Consider the following 14623-nt stretch of genomic DNA (forward strand, 5'->3'; position numbering starts at 1 on the left):
ACACCATGGCCCGTATCGCCGTCATCGGAGGAACCGGTTACGCCGGCAGCCGGATCGTCGCCGAGGGGGTGCGCCGCGGTCACGACGTCGTCGCCGTCTCGCGGTCGGTCCCCGTCGAGCGCGTGCCGGGCGCGACGTACGTCGAAGGCACGATCATCGACGCTCCCGGCCTCGTCGCAGAGCTGCAGGGGGCGGATGCCGTCATCGTCGCCGTCTCGCCGCGCGGCGATATGACCGACACGGCCGTTCCCGCGGTGCTCGAGCTGGCCCGCGAGCTGTCCGACACCGGCACGCGACTGGGTGTCGTGGGCGGTGCGGGCGGTTCGCTGTCGGCACCCGACGGTCCGCGCCTGTTCGACCTGGACTTCCCGGAGGCCTTCAAGGCCGAGGCGCAGACGGGCATCGACATCCTCGAGGGCCTCCGCGCCACCCCCGAGTCGCTCGACTGGTTCTTCATCCACCCCGCCGAGACCTTCGGCGCCTACAACCCGGGTGAGCGCACCGGCGACTACCGCACGGGCGGCGAGGTCGTCGTGCGCGACAGCGAGGGCGTCTCCTACATCTCCGCCGAAGACCTCGCCGTCGCGTTCATCGACGAGATCGAGACCCCGAAGCACCACCGCGAGCGCTTCACGGTCGGCTACTGAACCGATGAGGTGAGGAGCGCGGCGTTCTCGGGTCTCGGGTCGAGAACGCCGCGCTCGATCCGGTGGGCGACCTCGACGACGGCGGCATTGGCCGGAGTCGGGATGCCGAGCCGCGCGCCCTCGTTGACGACCAGGCCGTTGAGGTCGTCGACCTCGCTGTGCCTGCCCTTGGTCCAGTCCTGCAGCACCGTCGTGGTCGCGCCCGCCACGACGAACCGTTCGTAGAGCGCGTCGAGCATCGTCTCCACGACACCGGATTCGTCGGCGACGTCGGCCGGAGTGAGCCCGAAGATCGGCGGGATGCCGTGGCCTCGGGCGCGACCGACCGCGAGCGCCTCGCGACCGGCCGCCAGCATGAGCTCGCGCATGCCCGCCACGCGGATCGCGTCGAGCATGGGGAGCCCCAGGGCGGCCGTCGGCACGAGCACCGAGGCGTTGCTCACGAGCTTCATCCACTTCGCCGAGCCGATGTCGGCGAACATGTCGACGCGGCCGGCGTGGCGGAGGAGTTCGCCGACACGCTCGCCGCGCGGGTCGTCGTCGACCGCGAACCACGAGCGCTCGGGAGGCGTGTGCCGATCCACGCGACCCGGCTCGGTCATCGTCGCGGACACCTCGATGACGGTGCCCGTCGCCCGATGCTCTCCGACGGCGGCGGCCACGGCATCCGTCGTCATGCCGTTCTGCACGGCGGCGACGATTCCGTCGTCGGCGATGTGGGGCGCGATGAGCTCGGCGGCCCAGCGCGTGTCGTACGCCTTCATCACGACGAGGACGACATCGAACGGATGCCGGAGCTCGGCCACTTCGCAGAGGTGCACCACGTACGGCTCGACGGTGACCTCCCGGTCCGGCATCCGGATCAGCAGCCTGTGGCTGCGCATCGCCTCGACGTGGGCGGGCCACTGCTCGATGAGCGTCACGTCGAGGCCGGCCGCGATGAGGTCGGCCCCGATCGAGGCGCCGTTGGCGCCCGCGCCGAGGATGGCGATCCGCTCGCCCGAGGCCGTCACTTCTTGTACTGGTACGGGTTGTAGAGCACCTCGGTCTCGGGGATCTCGGGGTTCTGCCCCGCGAGCCAGTCATCGCCGACCTCGCTCTGCAGGTACGAGACGGTCTCGTCGAGCTTCGCCTTGACACCGGCGAGGTCTCCCGCGACGAGCTTGCCCTCGGACTTCACGATCTCGCCGCCGACGACGACCGTGTGCACGTCGCCGCGCTGGGCCTGGTAGACGACCTGGCCGTACGCGTTGATGAGCGGCGCCCAGGTCGGCGAGTCCTCGTTCTTGAGCAGCACGACGTCGCCGAGCTTGCCGACCTCGAGAGATCCGATCTGGTCGTCCTTGCCGAGCGCCTGCGCGCCGCCGCGGGTCGCCATGCCGACGACATCCTCGACCCGGAGCTTGACGTGCGTGATGGTCTCGGCGGGTTCGAGCTGGTGGGCGAGGTAGTGCTCGAGCGCGCGATCGGAGCCGACGGTCGCCCGCATCGCCGAGAACAGGTCGGCGCTGAACCACACGCTCGTGTCGACGGAGAGCGACGTCGGGATGCCGTAGCGGCGCAGCTGATGCAAGGGCGGGTAGCCCTGACCGCATGTGTCCTCGGACTCCGTCGCGAGAGACACGTTCCCGCCGGTCGCGGCGATCTTCTGGTACGACTCGGCGGTGAGCGACGCGGCGTGCACGTACGTGTAGCCCTCCTTCATGACACCCGCGTCGTAGGCGTTCTTGATGCCCCAGTCGTTCGTCGCGCCCCACACGCCGGCGTGCGTCGTGACCCGCAGGCCCAGCTCCTCGGCGACCCGGTAGGCGGCCAGCTCGGGGAAGTTCTCGTCCTGGTTCGGCACGTCGAAGGCGATCTGCGTGCCGAACATGCGCGAGTCGTCGCGCGAGCGGGTCAGGAGCGCCTGGATGTCGGCGTCCGCCGTCCACTCCCAGGGCGACTGATGGATGTTGCCGTAGGCGAAGACGAATCGTCCGGGCGACGAGACGAGCGCCTCGAACGCGGCCTCGCCGTGCTCGATCGTGCGCAGCCCGTGCGACCAGTCGACGCTCGTCGTGACTCCGGACTCGACGGCGTCGAGCGCCGAGATGAGGTTGCCGGCGGCGTAGTCCTGGGGGCGGAACTTCGCACCGTGCTGCAGGTAGTACCAGACGAAGTACTGCGTGAGCGTCCAGTCGGCCCCGTACGCGCGCATCGCCGTCTGCCACATGTGCCGGTGCGTGTCGACCATGCCCGGCATCACGATGCCGCCCGCAGCATCGATCACGAAGGCGTCGTCGGGGGCCGCGACATCGACGCCGACTTCGGCGATCCTGCCGTCCTTGACGAGGACGTCGCCGCGGTCCAGCACGGTGCGGGCGTCGTCCATCGTGAGGACGATCCCGTCCTTGAAGAGGATCGGCTGGCCTTTCTGCGGGGTCGGCTTGTCCGTCATCGCTCATCTCCTTCGATCAGCAGACGCTGCGGAGGGGTTCCGCCGTCGCCCGCAGTGTATTCGCTGGACTGCACGTGCGTAAAGTAATCCTGAACACTGCGGCGCGTCCGCACGTCGAGACGAGGAGCGACATGATCCTTCATCTGGCCTGGTTCACGTGGCAGGACGACGTCACGCCCGACGACGTCGCGGAGCTCACCCGCCAGCTCACCGAGATGGCCGCGGGCATCCCGGCCCTTCGGCAGTACCACTGCGGCGAGAATCTGCGCCTCCGGCCGAGCGAGGCCGACTACGCCGTCGCGGCGATCGTCGACGATGCGGACGGCCTCACCGCGTACCTCGACTCGGATGCGCACAAGGCCGTGTACGACCGCATCCTCGGCCGCATGGTCGCGATCCGCCAGGCCGCGCAGCTCGACATCGGCGCGGCCGGTTGACCGCGATGCGTGCCGCCGTCCTGCACGCCCTCGGCGACCTGCGGATCGAGGAGCGGCCGATCCCGGTGCCCGGCCCGGGCGAGGCGCTCGTGCGGGTGACGGTGTGCGGAGTGTGCGGCACGGACGCCGTCGAATACGACCGCGGGCTGCTGTCGACGCCGCCCGTCGTGCTCGGGCACGAGTTCGCCGGCGTCGTCGAGCGGCTCGGCGACGGCGTGACGGAGCCTCCCGTCGGCGCCGTCGTCGTCTGCGGTGCGGGCATCTCGTGCGGCACGTGCAGGCAATGCCTGCGGGGTCGCACGAATCTGTGCCGGACGTACCGGACGGCGGGTCTCCAGGTCGACGGCGGTCTCGCGGGCTACGTCGCCGTGCCCGCCGCGACGCTGCTCGACGTCACGGACTCGGGCCTCACCGCCGACACGCTCGCACTCGCGCAGCCGATGTCGATCGCGGTCCACGTCGTGCGGCGCAGCGGCCTGCGCGCGGGCGATGAGGCGGTGATCGTCGGAGTCGGCGGCATCGGCTCGTTCATCGTGCTCGCCGCGGCGGCGACCGGAGCGCGCGTCACGGTCGTCGCCCGCGACGCGCACCGCCTCGCGCTCGCGGAGCGACTCGGCGCGGCCGACGGGATCCTCGCGGGACGGATGCCGCTCGCCGACGAGCTTCGTGAGCGCGGCGTCGAGGCCGACGTGCTGTTCGAGGTGAGCGCATCGCCCGAAGCACTCGCAGAGGTGCTCGCGGCCGCGCCGCGAGGAGCCGTCATCGTGCCCGTCGGCGTGCAGAAGGAGCCGACGGTCGTGACCCTGCGCGATTGGACGCTGCGGGAGTACTCCGTCGTCGGCAGCGTCGCCCACGTGCTGGCCGACGATCTGCCCGAGGCGGTGCGGCTGCTCGGCACGCGGCCGGACTGGTCGGATGTCGCGAGCGAGGTGCTTCCGCTCGACCTCCTGCTCGAGCGCGGCCTGCGTCCGCTGCTCGACGGCGGCGCGACGCAGATCAAGACGCTCGTGGATCCCTGGATCGTCGAACCGCGACCCGCCGTGCACACGCGCTGACGAGAGGGCTCGTCGCGCGCGTCAGCTTCCGCGCAGCCGGTCCATCGCCTGAAGCACCTCGACGGCCGACGAGATCGGGGCGTCCTCGGCGGGCACGCCGGTCCCGCGTGCGACGGGCATCGCCTGATTCTGCTCGCGGCGGCCCATGACGAACCAGATGCCGCGAGCCACGGCATCCCCGCGATTCGTGTACAGGTGCGGCCGCACGGAGTCGAAGTGCAGCGAGTCCCCGGGATGCAGGACGTGCGTGTCGAAGTCGAGCTCGAGGGTCAGCTCACCCTCGAGCAGGTAGGCGTACTCGACACCCGCGTGGCGCATGAGCCGGCCCTCCACCGAACTCGACGCGCCCGGTTCGTAGGTCACGAGCAGCGCGTCGGCGGAGCCGTCGCCCACGGCCAGTCGCTCCCAACGGACGCCGTTCTGCATCTCGATCACGGGATTCTCATGAGACCTCTGCACGACGGCGCTGACGGCGGGCGGGGCGGCCGGCTCGGGCGCGGTCACGACGCCGAGGAGCTCGTCGATGGAGATGCCGAGGGCCGAGACGATCGAGTAGAGCGTCGAGACCGACGGCTGCGTCTTGCCCGTCTCGATCTGTGAGATGAGGCTCGCCGACACTCCGAGCGACTGGGCGAGCCCGCGCACACTCAGCCCGCGAGCGAGACGCGCGTCGCGCAGCCTCACCCCGATGAGCTCGGTCGCCATGTCGCCTCCGTCCTTGTGCGGGATGGTCGTGAGCGGAATACAGGTCGCGACATTACACCTCGCGAGTGTTCACTGTACCTTTACAGCTGTTCTAGTCTGTTCCACATCCGGCGAGCAGGAGGTCTCGATGAAGAGCACGGGAACGACGGGCATGAATGCCGTCGACTGGGAGGCGCGCGTCGACTTCGACCGTCTGCGCGACGATCGCCTCGCCCGTCTGAAAGCCGAGCTCGAGCGCTCCGACCTCGGCGCGGTGCTCGCCTTCGACTTCTCCAACATCCGGTACATGACCGCGACCCACATCGGCACGTGGGCGATGGACAAGCTCATCCGCTTCAGCCTGCTCACGCGCAACAGCGACCCGATCTCGTGGGACTTCGGCTCGGCCGCCAAGCATCACGCGCTCTACAATCCGTGGCTCGATTCCACGACGGCCGAGATGGATGCCGACCCGCACGCCCCGCACGAGGGTGCCAAGCGGCCGCGGCTCGAGCGCGGTGCCCGGGCCGGCATCTCGACGCTGCGCGGCGCCTTCACGCCGGATGCGGGCATCGCGGAGGAGGTGGCGCGCAAGATCAAGCGCGAGCTGGAGAAGTTCGGCCTCGCGGACGAGCCGCTCGGCGTCGACGTCATCGAGCTGCCGATCCTCTTCGCACTGCAGGCAGAGGGGATCCGCGTCGTCGACGGCCAGCAGGTCTTCATGGAGGCGCGGCGCATCAAGACGGGCGACGAGATCCGGCTGCTCACGCAGGCGGCCTCGATGGTGGATGCCGCATATGAGGAGCTGTACCGGTTCCTGCGTCCCGGTGTCCGCGAGAACGAGACCGTCGGGCTCGTCGCGAAGACGCTCTACGACCTCGGCTCGGAGTACGTCGAAGGCGTGAACGCGATCTCGGGGGAGCGGTGCGCGCCGCATCCGCACGTCTTCTCCGACCGGCTGATCCGGCCCGGCGACCCGGCCTTCTTCGACATCCTGCATTCCTTCAACGGGTATCGCACGTGCTACTACCGCTGCTTCGCGGTCGGCTCGGCATCCATCGCCCAGCGCGATGCGTACGCCCGGGCCCGTGAATACATGGACCGCGCGATCGCCCTCGTGAAGCCCGGCGCCACGACGGCCGACATCGTGAAGGTGTGGCCCACGGCGCAGGAGTTCGGGTTCCCTGACGAGGAGGCGGCCTTCGCCCTCCAGTACGGCCACGGGGTGGGCCTGTCGATCTGGGAGAAGCCGATCTTCTCGCGGCTCGTCTCGCTCGATCATCCCGAGGTGCTGCAAGAGGGCATGGTCTTCGCCCTCGAGACGTATTGGCCGTCGGCCGACGGCTGGGGCGCGGCGCGCATCGAGGAGGAGGTCGTCGTGACGGCGGACGGGTGCGAGGTCATCACCAAGTTCCCGGCGGAGGAGCTGCTCGTCGCGGGAACCCGCTACATCGCCGTCGGCGGCCCGCTCAACCTCGAGCGCGACAGCCAATCGCACCTCAACACGCGGTGGGGCCGCGGAGAAGCCTGACATGGCGAGGATCGGCTTCATCGGGCTCGGCACGATGGGCTCTGCCATGGCGCGGCGGCTCGTCGATGCGGGTCACGATGTGCACGTGTGGAACCGCTCGCCGGATGCCGTGGCCGAGCTCGTCGCGGTGGGCGCCGTCGCGGCCGGGTCCCCGGGCGAAGCGCTCGCGACAGGTCTCTCCTTCTCGATGCTCGCCGACGACGATGCCGTCGAGGCGGTGCTCACGAAGGACGGGGTCGCGCAGGCCCGCGGCATCCACGTCTGCATGGCCTCGATCAGCCCCGCAGAGGCCGACCTCCTCGAGTCGCGCTTCGCGGAGATCGGCGTCGGGTACCTCGCGGCGCCCGTGCTCGGCCGCCCGGCCGTGGCAGCGGCGGGCAAGCTCAACATCCTCACGGCGGGGGAGGATGCCGCGATCGATGCGGTGATGCCCTTCCTCGAGGAACTCGGGGCCCGGGTCTGGCGCCTCGGCGCGCGGCCGAGGCAGGCGAACGTGGTCAAAGTCGCGGTCAACTACAACATCATCCACGCGATCCAGGCGCTCGGCGAGTCGATCGCGATGACCGAACGGCACGGCATCGACCCCTCCGAGTTCCACGAGCTGCTCGTCAGCACGCTCTTCGACGGCGTCGTCTACCGCGGCTACGGCAGACAGATCGTCGACGGGTCCTATGTGCCGCCCGGCTTCCTCATGGCGCTCGGCTTCAAGGATCTGCGGCTCGCCGAAGAGGTCGCCGCCGAGGCGGGACTCGCACTGCCCACGGCCCCGGCGCTGCACCGCGTCTACGAGATCGCGCTCGCCGACGACGAGCTCCGCCGCTTCGACTGGGGCGGGGCCGCCGAGGTCACGCGCCGCGATCTGTTCCCCACGCCTCAGGAGGAGACACCATGACCGACCGCACGATCGTCGTGATCGGAGGCACATCCGGCATCGGGCTGGAGCTCGCCAAGGACATCGTCGCCCGCGGCGACTCCGTCGTGATCACGGGGCGCGGCCGGGAACGCGTCGACCAGATCGCCGCGTCGATCGGGGATGCCGCGACCGGCGTCTCGCTGGACATCTCCGAGCCCGAGACGATCGCGGGGCAGCTCGCCGGCATCGGTGCCGTGCACGGGCTCGTCCTCGCCGCGATCGAGCGCGACGCGAACACCGTGCGCGACTACGACATCTCCCGGGCCCGCCGGCTCGTGACGCTCAAGCTCATCGGCTACACCGAGGTCATCCATGCGCTGCTGGACCGCCTGGAGCCCAGCAACGCCACCGGCATCGTCCTGTTCGGCGGGCGCGCGAAGGATGCCCCCTACCCCGGCTCGACGACGGTCGCGACGATCAACGGCGGAGTGATGGGCCTCATGAACGCGCTCGCCCTCGAGCTCGCGCCCATCCGGGTGAACGCGATCCATCCCGGGATCATCGGCGACAGCCCGTTCTGGGCGGGCAAGACCGCCGCCATCGAGGGTTACGCCTCGCGGACGCCGGGCGGCGAGCTCGCCACGATGGCCGACGCCGTCGACGCCGTGCAGTTCCTGCTGCGCAATCGCGGCGTCTCGGCGCTGAACCTCGACCTCGATCGGGGCTGGCGCCTCACCTGACCCCCGCTTGCGGCATCCCTCGTCTCGAGGTCCGTGCACGACCGCGGGTCGCGCGGGCGACACGCCGGGGGAGGGATGCCGCGGCCCGGCGTGTCGCCGAGGATGTCCGCAGCTGTGCTCACCCGTCGGCATCGGCTCACGCGTCGGCGAAGACCTCGGGATGACGGGCGAGCTCGAGGCGCGTGCGGCGGATGTGACCGGCGAGCACGCGCTCGGCCTCGTCGGCGTCCTGGCGCCGGATCGCGGCGACGAGCAGGTGGTGTTCGTGATGCACGCTGCGCTCGCCATCGGCGTGGAACACGCGTGTGAAGGCGCGTCGGTAATGCTGCGTGCGGTTCCAGAGCTGCCGCACCATGTCGCCGAGCACCGACGTCGGCACGAGGTCGTAGCACGAGAGATGGAATGCGCGATCGAGCGCGAGGAACTCCTCGACATCGGCGGCCTCCATCGCCGTCGCAAGGCGGTCGAGCTCCGCGACGTCCTCGCCGGTCAGCAGCGGCAGGTTGAAGCGGAGGAGCAGCGGCTCGATGCGCTCGCGGATCTGATACATCTCCTCGCACTCGGCGAGACTGATCCGCGACACCCACGCACCGGTGTTGGCGACGAGGGTCACGAGCCCTTCCGCCTCGAGCGTGCGCAGCGCTTCGCGCACGGGCACCCTGCTCGCGCCGTAGCGCTGCGCGAGCACTTCCTGACGGATGCGCTCGCCGGGCGCGAAGGCCCCGTCGAGGATCGCGTCGCGCAGGGCATCCGCCACGCGGAGCCCCGCCGCGCCGTGTCCGTCGGGCGTGGATCGCACCGCGCGGGCCGGTGCCGGCATCCGCTCGTTCACTCCGCGGGCCTCGCGGGATGCCACAGCCGCACCGATGCCTCCTGCTCGTAGGCCTTGCCGTCCGGAAAGCTCACGAGCTCGAACTGCATGCCCCACGGGCTGCGGAAGTACAGCCAGCGCTGGCCTGCGGAGGCGCCTGCGCTCGCGACCGGCTCGCCCATCACCTCGACGCCGTGTGCCCGCAGATGCCCGACGGCGGCGTCCATGTCGTCGACGTACAGGGCGAGGTGATGTCCGCCGATGTCGCTGTTGCGCGGCTGCGGCGCCTGGCCGTCGGCGCTGTCGTACTGGAAGAGCTCGATGTTGCTGCCGTGCCCGAGCCGATAGAAGCGGATCTCGCGGATGACCGTGCGCGGATGGACGCCGAGCTGCACCGTCATCCAGTCGTCGTCGTCCGAGCGCTTGGCGCCGAGCGTGTAGACGTGCACCGCACCGAGGACATCGACGAGGAAGCTCTCGGCCTCGTCGAGATCGGGCACCGTGAAGCCGACGTGGTCGATGCCGCGGAGGCCGGGGATGGCCATGGTGTCTCCTTCGACTATTGGATCCATCCTGGCTCCACGAGCCCGCCGTGTCCAGCATCCGACCCGGCTGATTCTTGAGATTGGATGCAATCCGGACTAGCCTCCAACTGATCGGGAGGCAAGGATGCCGCGCACACGCAAGCTCGAGACGGGCGTCGAGTGGATCGAGCTCGAGACGACGCCGGAAGACTGGCGCGATGCCGACCCGGCCCTGCTGACCACGATGCTCGTGCAGCTGCATCTGATCCGCGCGTTCGAGGAGACCGTCCTCGAGCTCGCGGCCGAGGGTCTCGTGCACGGGCCCGCCCATTCGAGCATCGGCCAGGAGGGCGGCGCGGTCGGCTCGATCGCAGGGCTCCGCTCGACCGACGGCGTCAACGGCTCGCACCGTGGCCACCACCAATTCCTCGCAAAGGCGTTCACCCACGTCACGGGCGGGAGATCGGATGCCGCGTCCCCTGCGCCGCCCGCCGTGCAGGACGTGCTCCAGCGCACCCTCGCCGAGATCCTCGGGCTCGCGCAGGGCTACTGCGGCGGTCGCGGCGGCTCGATGCACCTGCAATGGCTCGAGGCCGGCGCGCTCGGCACGAACGCCATCGTGGGCGGCGGCACGCCGATGGCGGCCGGGAACGCGTGGGCGCAGAAGCATGCCGGCACGACGGATCTCACGATCAACTGCTTCGGTGACGGGGCGAGTCAGATCGGCTCGGTGCTGGAGTCGATGAACCTCGCGGCGGCATGGAAGCTCCCCGTCTGCTTCTTCATCGAGAACAACCTGTACGCGGTCTCGACCCGTGCCGACGAGGTGACGGCCGACACGCGCTTCTCCGTGCGCGGGCAGGGCTTCGGCATCCCCTCCTGGCGAGTCGACGGGATGGATCCGCTCGCGGTGCATCTCGCGATGCAGCAGGCCTCGGAGCGTCTGAGGTCGGGGGACGGGCCTGCCATCATCGAGGCCCAGGTGTACCGGTTCTTCCACCAGAACGGGCCGTTCCCGGGCAGCGCATTCGGCTACCGCACGAAGGACGAGGAGGCGCAGTGGCGTACGCGTGATCCGCTCGACCGTACGGCTGCCGAGATGATCGCCCTCGGACTCATCGACGAGGACGGAGTCGGGGCCCTGCGCGAGCGGGCGCAGCAGGCGATGTCCGAGGCGACGACCGCGCTCCTCGAAGACGACCCCGAGCACGAGGGCAAGCGTCGTATCCGTCCTGGCCTGTGGCCCGATCCCGGATTCGTCGACGTCGGCATCCGGGGCGATCTGACCGAGCTCGCCGGTGCCGCCTCCCCGCCGCAGGGCGGACCCGTCGTCGAGAAGAAGTTCGTCGAGATCGTCGCGGAGGTCATGGACCGGCGGATGTCGCAGGACGAGCGGATCGTCGTACTCGGCGAAGACGTGCACCGGCTGGCCGGAGGGACCAATGGGGCGACGAAGGGGCTCGCGGCGAAGTACGGGCCCGACCGCGTCATCGGCACGCCGATCAGCGAGAGCGCCTTCTTCGGGCTGGGCGGCGGCATGGCGCTGGACGGTCGCTACCGTCCCGTCGTCGAGTTCATGTACCCCGACTTCATGTGGGTGGCCGCCGACCAGGTGTTCAACCAGGTCGGCAAGGCGCGGCACATGTTCGGCGGCACGCATCCCGTTCCGATCGTGCTGCGCACGAAGGTCGCGATGGGCTCCGGATACGGTTCGCAGCACCTCATGGACCCGGCCGGCATCTTCGCGACGAGCCCGGGATGGCGGATCGTCGCTCCGTCAACGGCGGCGGACTACATCGGCCTCATGAACGCCGCGCTGGCACTCGATGACCCCGTGCTCGTCATCGAGCACGTCGATCTCTACGGCACCCCGCAGCAGGTGCCCGACGGTGCGCTCGACTACGTCATCCCACCGGGCACCGCGGCGATCCGACGCGAAGGATCCGACGTCACGGTGCTGAGCTACCTGTCGATGGTGTCGCCATGCGCCGAGGCGATCGAGCAGACGGGCATCGATGCCGAGCTCATCGACCTGCGCTGGCTCGATCGGGCGTCGCTCGACTGGGAGACGGTGGGTGCCAGCATCCGCAAGACCAACGCCGTCCTGATCGTGGAGCAGGGTGCGCGCGGCACATCGTACGGCGGCTGGCTCGCCGACGAGCTGCAGCGGCGATTCTTCGACTGGCTCGACCAGCCCGTCGAACGCGTCACGGGCGGCGAGGCGGCGCCCTCGATCTCGAAGGTGCTCGAGCGGGCCGCGATCGCGCGCACCGACGAGGTCGTCGCGGCGCTCGAACGCATGCGATCCGCATGGGGAGGCGCGTGATGGCGAGCATCGTGCGGATGCCGTCCGTTATGGCAGGAGCGACCGAGGCCGCGCTGCAGAGCTGGCTCGTGGCGGTCGGCGACACCGTGCAGGCGGGGCAGTCCATCGCCGAGATCGAGACCGAGAAGGCGGTCTTCGAACAGGAGGCCGAGGCGTCCGGAACCGTCGCGGCGCTGTTCGTCGAGCCTGGACAGTCGGTCGCCATCGGAACCCCGATCGCCGTCCTTGCCGAAGAAGGCGAATCGACGGATGCCGCGCTCGCCGCGGCGGGAGTGAACCCGGATTCCCGCGAGCCCACCTCGTCTCGGCCCGCCGACGCGGCGGCATCCGCGAATCGGTCGCTCGGGTCGAACCCGGCCGAGCCCGTCGGCGAGCGGCTGTTCGCGAGCCCGCTCGTGCGGCGGCTCGCGCGGGAGCGCGGGATCGACCTCGCGGCGATCCGCGGATCGGGGCCGGCAGGTCGGATCGTGCGGCGCGATCTGGACGGGATCCCGTCGACGGGGGAGCGGGCGCCGGCGGTCGAGAGCGAGGGGTACACCGATGTGCCCCACACGCCGATGCGCCGCGCCATCGCGCGTCGGCTCGCCGAGAGCAAGGCCACGATCCCGCACTTCTACCTGAGCGCCGATTGCCGCGTCGACGCGCTCCTCGCGCTCCGCCGCTCGATCAACGAGGGACGTGCGCATCCCATCAGCGTCAACGATCTGGTCGTCAAGGCTGTTTCGGCTGCCTTCGTCGCGGTTCCCGCCGCCAACGCCATCTGGACGGATGCCGCCACCCGCCGCTTCTCGCACGTCGACCTCGCGATCGCCGTCGCGATCGAGGGCGGCCTGGTGACTCCGGTCGTGCGCGCCGTGGATCGGATGCCGCTCGGTGAGCTCAGCGATGCGCTTCGCGATCTCGTGGACCGCGCGCGCCACGGCAGACTGCGCCAGCAGGACCTCGAGGGCGGATCCTTCGCCGTGAGCAACCTCGGCATGTACGGGACCAGGGAGTTCGCTGCCGTCATCAATCCGCCGCACGCCGGCATCCTCTCCGTCGGTGCAGCCCAGTCGCGTCCCGTGGTGTCGGATGGCGCGATCGTGGTGGCAAGCGTCATGACCGTGACGCTGTCCGCCGATCACCGCGTGCTGGACGGCGCGCTCGCGGCGCAGTGGCTCGCCGCGTTCGTGTCGCTCGTCGAGAATCCGGCGCGGATCCTCGTCTAGTCAGACGAGGTCGCGCCAGTCGATCTCGTCGTCCTCGTCGTCGATCGTGTCGATGGCACCCGTCTCGACGATCGGCAGCGCCATCGTCTCGGTCGGCGGGCCCATGACCGTCGCCTCGTCGCGGCGGTGGCGGAGCACGCCGTCCATGTAGCTCGTGAGCACTTCGGCGAGCGGCACCGCCTTGCCGCGCGCCTGCGCCATGTACCAGCGGTGCTCGAGCACCTGGTGGTACACCTCGGCCGGCTCGAGCTTGGCCCGCAGGTCGAACGGGATCGCTTTGACGACAGGCTCGAAGACGCGCGTGAGCCACTCGTGCGCCACCATCTCCTCGTCGTCGCCGAGGCGCGAGACGCGGGCGCGGAACTCGTCGAGGTCGTTGAGCAGGCGGCGAGCCTGGTTCTCCTCGACGTCGAGACCGGTCAGGCGGAGGAGTCGCCGCTGGTGGTGCCCCGCGTCGACGACCTTCGGCTGGATCGAGACGCGCGTGCCGTCGGTCGTCGCCTGGATCGACATCTCGCCGATGTCGAATCCGAGGTCGTTGAGCCGCTGCACGCGCTCCGTGATGCGCCATGCCTCGTCGGAGCCGAAGCTCTCCTTGTCGGTGAGGGCACCCCACAGCGAGTGGTACGACGACATGATGCCGTCGGCGATCGCGAGGGCGTCGACTCCACCCTCCAGGCGCCCGCCGGCTTCGAGGTCCATGATCTCGCCGGCGATGTTGGTGCGCGCGACGTCGAGGTCGTGCGCGCGCTGCCCCGCCGTGAGGCCGCTCTCGTGGAGCTCGCCGGTCTCGGCATCCACCAGATACGCGGCGAAGGCGCCCGCGTCGCGACGGAACAGCGTGTTCGACAGCGACACGTCGCCCCAGAAGAACCCCACGTTGTGCAGGCGCACCAGGAGCACCGCGAGCGCGTCGACGAGGCGGTTCGCCGTGTCGGGGCGCAGAACCTGGGTGAACAGGGCGCGGTAGGGGAGCGAGAACTTCAGATGCGCCGTCACGAGCGCGGCGGGCAGCGGCTCGCCCGCGGCATCCGTCCGTCCCGCGATGACGGCGACCCGCTCGACGCACGGGGCGTCGAGTCGCGTCAGGTTGCCCAGCATGTCGTACTCACGGCGCGCCATCTCCTCCGTCGTCTCCTTGATCGCCACGACGCGGCCGGAGAGGTTGGCGAAGCGCACGAGGTGGCGCGAGATGCCCTTGGGAAGGAAGACGATGTGGCTGCTCGGCCACTCGGCGAGCGGTGTCGACCAGGGCAGCGAGAGCAGTCCGGGGTCGACGGAGCTGGCGGTGATGCTGAGAGCTGCGGGCATTCTTCTCCTGGAAACGGCACAGCGCGGGCGGCCTGTGAAGAGCCGCCCGCGCTGTGTCC

Annotated in this window: 14 protein-coding genes; 8 read left to right on the forward strand and 6 right to left on the reverse strand. The window is 70.1% G+C overall.

From position 1 onward, the window contains the following. Positions 1-5: 5 nt before the first annotated feature. Positions 6-647 carry an NAD(P)-dependent oxidoreductase gene (locus ACH3VR_RS03430; RefSeq protein WP_396639344.1) on the forward strand — a complete coding sequence of 214 codons (642 nt, stop codon included), beginning with the start codon at positions 6-8 and terminating at the stop codon, positions 645-647. Here the strand turns inward: ACH3VR_RS03430 and ACH3VR_RS03435 are convergent. Further along, positions 641-1660: a ketopantoate reductase family protein gene (locus tag ACH3VR_RS03435; RefSeq protein ID WP_396639345.1), complete on the reverse strand. Its 1020-nt coding sequence runs from the start codon at positions 1658-1660 to the stop codon at positions 641-643. The two genes, ACH3VR_RS03430 and ACH3VR_RS03435, sit on opposite strands and share 7 nt — an antisense overlap. Further along, positions 1657-3084 (reverse strand): amidohydrolase family protein, encoded by a 1428-nt coding sequence (locus ACH3VR_RS03440; RefSeq protein WP_396639346.1) that lies wholly within the window; start codon positions 3082-3084, stop codon positions 1657-1659. The genes ACH3VR_RS03435 and ACH3VR_RS03440 overlap by 4 nt, the downstream gene beginning before the upstream one ends. Before the next feature lie 131 nt (positions 3085-3215). On the opposite strand from ACH3VR_RS03440, the gene ACH3VR_RS03445 reads away from it, so the two are divergent. Both ACH3VR_RS03445 and ACH3VR_RS03450 read left to right on the forward strand, forming a co-directional pair. Further along, the gene (locus ACH3VR_RS03445) at positions 3216-3521 is read left to right on the forward strand and encodes a Dabb family protein (protein WP_396639347.1); all 306 of its coding nucleotides are present in this window, start codon (positions 3216-3218) and stop codon (positions 3519-3521) included. 5 nt (positions 3522-3526) lie between these two features. Then, positions 3527-4576, forward strand: coding sequence for a zinc-dependent alcohol dehydrogenase (locus ACH3VR_RS03450; protein WP_396639651.1), 1050 nt, complete (start codon positions 3527-3529; stop codon positions 4574-4576). Between the two features lie 21 nt (positions 4577-4597). On the opposite strand, the gene ACH3VR_RS03455 is transcribed toward ACH3VR_RS03450, so the two are convergent. Further along, positions 4598-5281: a helix-turn-helix domain-containing protein gene (locus tag ACH3VR_RS03455; protein WP_396639348.1), complete on the reverse strand. Its 684-nt coding sequence runs from the start codon at positions 5279-5281 to the stop codon at positions 4598-4600. A gap of 127 nt (positions 5282-5408) precedes the next feature. Between ACH3VR_RS03455 and ACH3VR_RS03460 the strand changes: the two genes are divergently transcribed. Genes ACH3VR_RS03460 through ACH3VR_RS03470 form a run of 3 tightly spaced genes read left to right on the forward strand, consistent with a single transcriptional unit; the run spans position 5409 to position 8384 of the window. After that, positions 5409-6791 (forward strand): M24 family metallopeptidase, encoded by a 1383-nt coding sequence (locus ACH3VR_RS03460; RefSeq protein ID WP_396639349.1) that lies wholly within the window; start codon positions 5409-5411, stop codon positions 6789-6791. Between the two features lies 1 nt (position 6792). Next, on the forward strand, positions 6793-7683 hold the full coding sequence (locus tag ACH3VR_RS03465) for an NAD(P)-dependent oxidoreductase (protein ID WP_396639350.1): 891 nt from the start codon (positions 6793-6795) through the stop codon (positions 7681-7683). Then, positions 7680-8384: an SDR family NAD(P)-dependent oxidoreductase gene (locus ACH3VR_RS03470; protein ID WP_396639351.1), complete on the forward strand. Its 705-nt coding sequence runs from the start codon at positions 7680-7682 to the stop codon at positions 8382-8384. The genes ACH3VR_RS03465 and ACH3VR_RS03470 overlap by 4 nt, the downstream gene beginning before the upstream one ends. 136 nt (positions 8385-8520) lie before the next feature. Here the strand turns inward: ACH3VR_RS03470 and ACH3VR_RS03475 are convergent, their stop codons facing one another. Next, complete coding sequence (locus ACH3VR_RS03475) at positions 8521-9240, reverse strand: GntR family transcriptional regulator (RefSeq protein ID WP_396639352.1); 720 nt, start codon at positions 9238-9240, stop codon at positions 8521-8523. Further along, complete coding sequence (locus tag ACH3VR_RS03480) at positions 9213-9740, reverse strand: VOC family protein (RefSeq protein WP_396639353.1); 528 nt, start codon at positions 9738-9740, stop codon at positions 9213-9215. Before ACH3VR_RS03480 ends, ACH3VR_RS03475 begins: the two co-directional genes overlap by 28 nt. Before the next feature lie 124 nt (positions 9741-9864). On the opposite strand from ACH3VR_RS03480, the gene ACH3VR_RS03485 reads away from it, so the two are divergent. Both ACH3VR_RS03485 and ACH3VR_RS03490 read left to right on the forward strand, forming a co-directional pair. Further along, the gene (locus ACH3VR_RS03485) at positions 9865-12045 is read left to right on the forward strand and encodes an alpha-ketoacid dehydrogenase subunit alpha/beta (RefSeq protein WP_396639354.1); all 2181 of its coding nucleotides are present in this window, start codon (positions 9865-9867) and stop codon (positions 12043-12045) included. Then, positions 12045-13253: a dihydrolipoamide acetyltransferase family protein gene (locus ACH3VR_RS03490; protein ID WP_396639355.1), complete on the forward strand. Its 1209-nt coding sequence runs from the start codon at positions 12045-12047 to the stop codon at positions 13251-13253. The genes ACH3VR_RS03485 and ACH3VR_RS03490 overlap by 1 nt, the downstream gene beginning before the upstream one ends. Here ACH3VR_RS03490 and ACH3VR_RS03495 read toward each other — a convergent pair whose 3' ends face one another. Next, positions 13254-14564, reverse strand: coding sequence for a DUF4032 domain-containing protein (locus ACH3VR_RS03495; protein WP_396639356.1), 1311 nt, complete (start codon positions 14562-14564; stop codon positions 13254-13256). Between the last annotated feature and the right edge of the window lie 59 nt (positions 14565-14623).

Origin of the sequence: Microbacterium alkaliflavum (assembly GCF_044325405.1) — a bacterium.
GTDB classification, from domain to species: Bacteria; Actinomycetota; Actinomycetes; order Actinomycetales; family Microbacteriaceae; genus Microbacterium; species Microbacterium alkaliflavum.

Coding starts and splice junctions, on each gene's coding strand:
- ACH3VR_RS03430 (WP_396639344.1), top strand. CDS start 6: ATGGCCCGTATCGCCGTCATCGGAGGAACCGGTTACGCCGGCAGCCGG.
- ACH3VR_RS03490 (WP_396639355.1), top strand. CDS start 12,045: ATGGCGAGCATCGTGCGGATGCCGTCCGTTATGGCAGGAGCGACCGAG.
- ACH3VR_RS03460 (WP_396639349.1), top strand. CDS start 5,409: ATGAAGAGCACGGGAACGACGGGCATGAATGCCGTCGACTGGGAGGCG.
- ACH3VR_RS03495 (WP_396639356.1), bottom strand. CDS start 14,564: ATGCCCGCAGCTCTCAGCATCACCGCCAGCTCCGTCGACCCCGGACTG.
- ACH3VR_RS03470 (WP_396639351.1), top strand. CDS start 7,680: ATGACCGACCGCACGATCGTCGTGATCGGAGGCACATCCGGCATCGGG.
- ACH3VR_RS03440 (WP_396639346.1), bottom strand. CDS start 3,084: ATGACGGACAAGCCGACCCCGCAGAAAGGCCAGCCGATCCTCTTCAAG.
- ACH3VR_RS03450 (WP_396639651.1), top strand. CDS start 3,527: ATGCGTGCCGCCGTCCTGCACGCCCTCGGCGACCTGCGGATCGAGGAG.
- ACH3VR_RS03485 (WP_396639354.1), top strand. CDS start 9,865: ATGCCGCGCACACGCAAGCTCGAGACGGGCGTCGAGTGGATCGAGCTC.
- ACH3VR_RS03455 (WP_396639348.1), bottom strand. CDS start 5,281: ATGGCGACCGAGCTCATCGGGGTGAGGCTGCGCGACGCGCGTCTCGCT.
- ACH3VR_RS03465 (WP_396639350.1), top strand. CDS start 6,793: ATGGCGAGGATCGGCTTCATCGGGCTCGGCACGATGGGCTCTGCCATG.
- ACH3VR_RS03480 (WP_396639353.1), bottom strand. CDS start 9,740: ATGGCCATCCCCGGCCTCCGCGGCATCGACCACGTCGGCTTCACGGTG.
- ACH3VR_RS03445 (WP_396639347.1), top strand. CDS start 3,216: ATGATCCTTCATCTGGCCTGGTTCACGTGGCAGGACGACGTCACGCCC.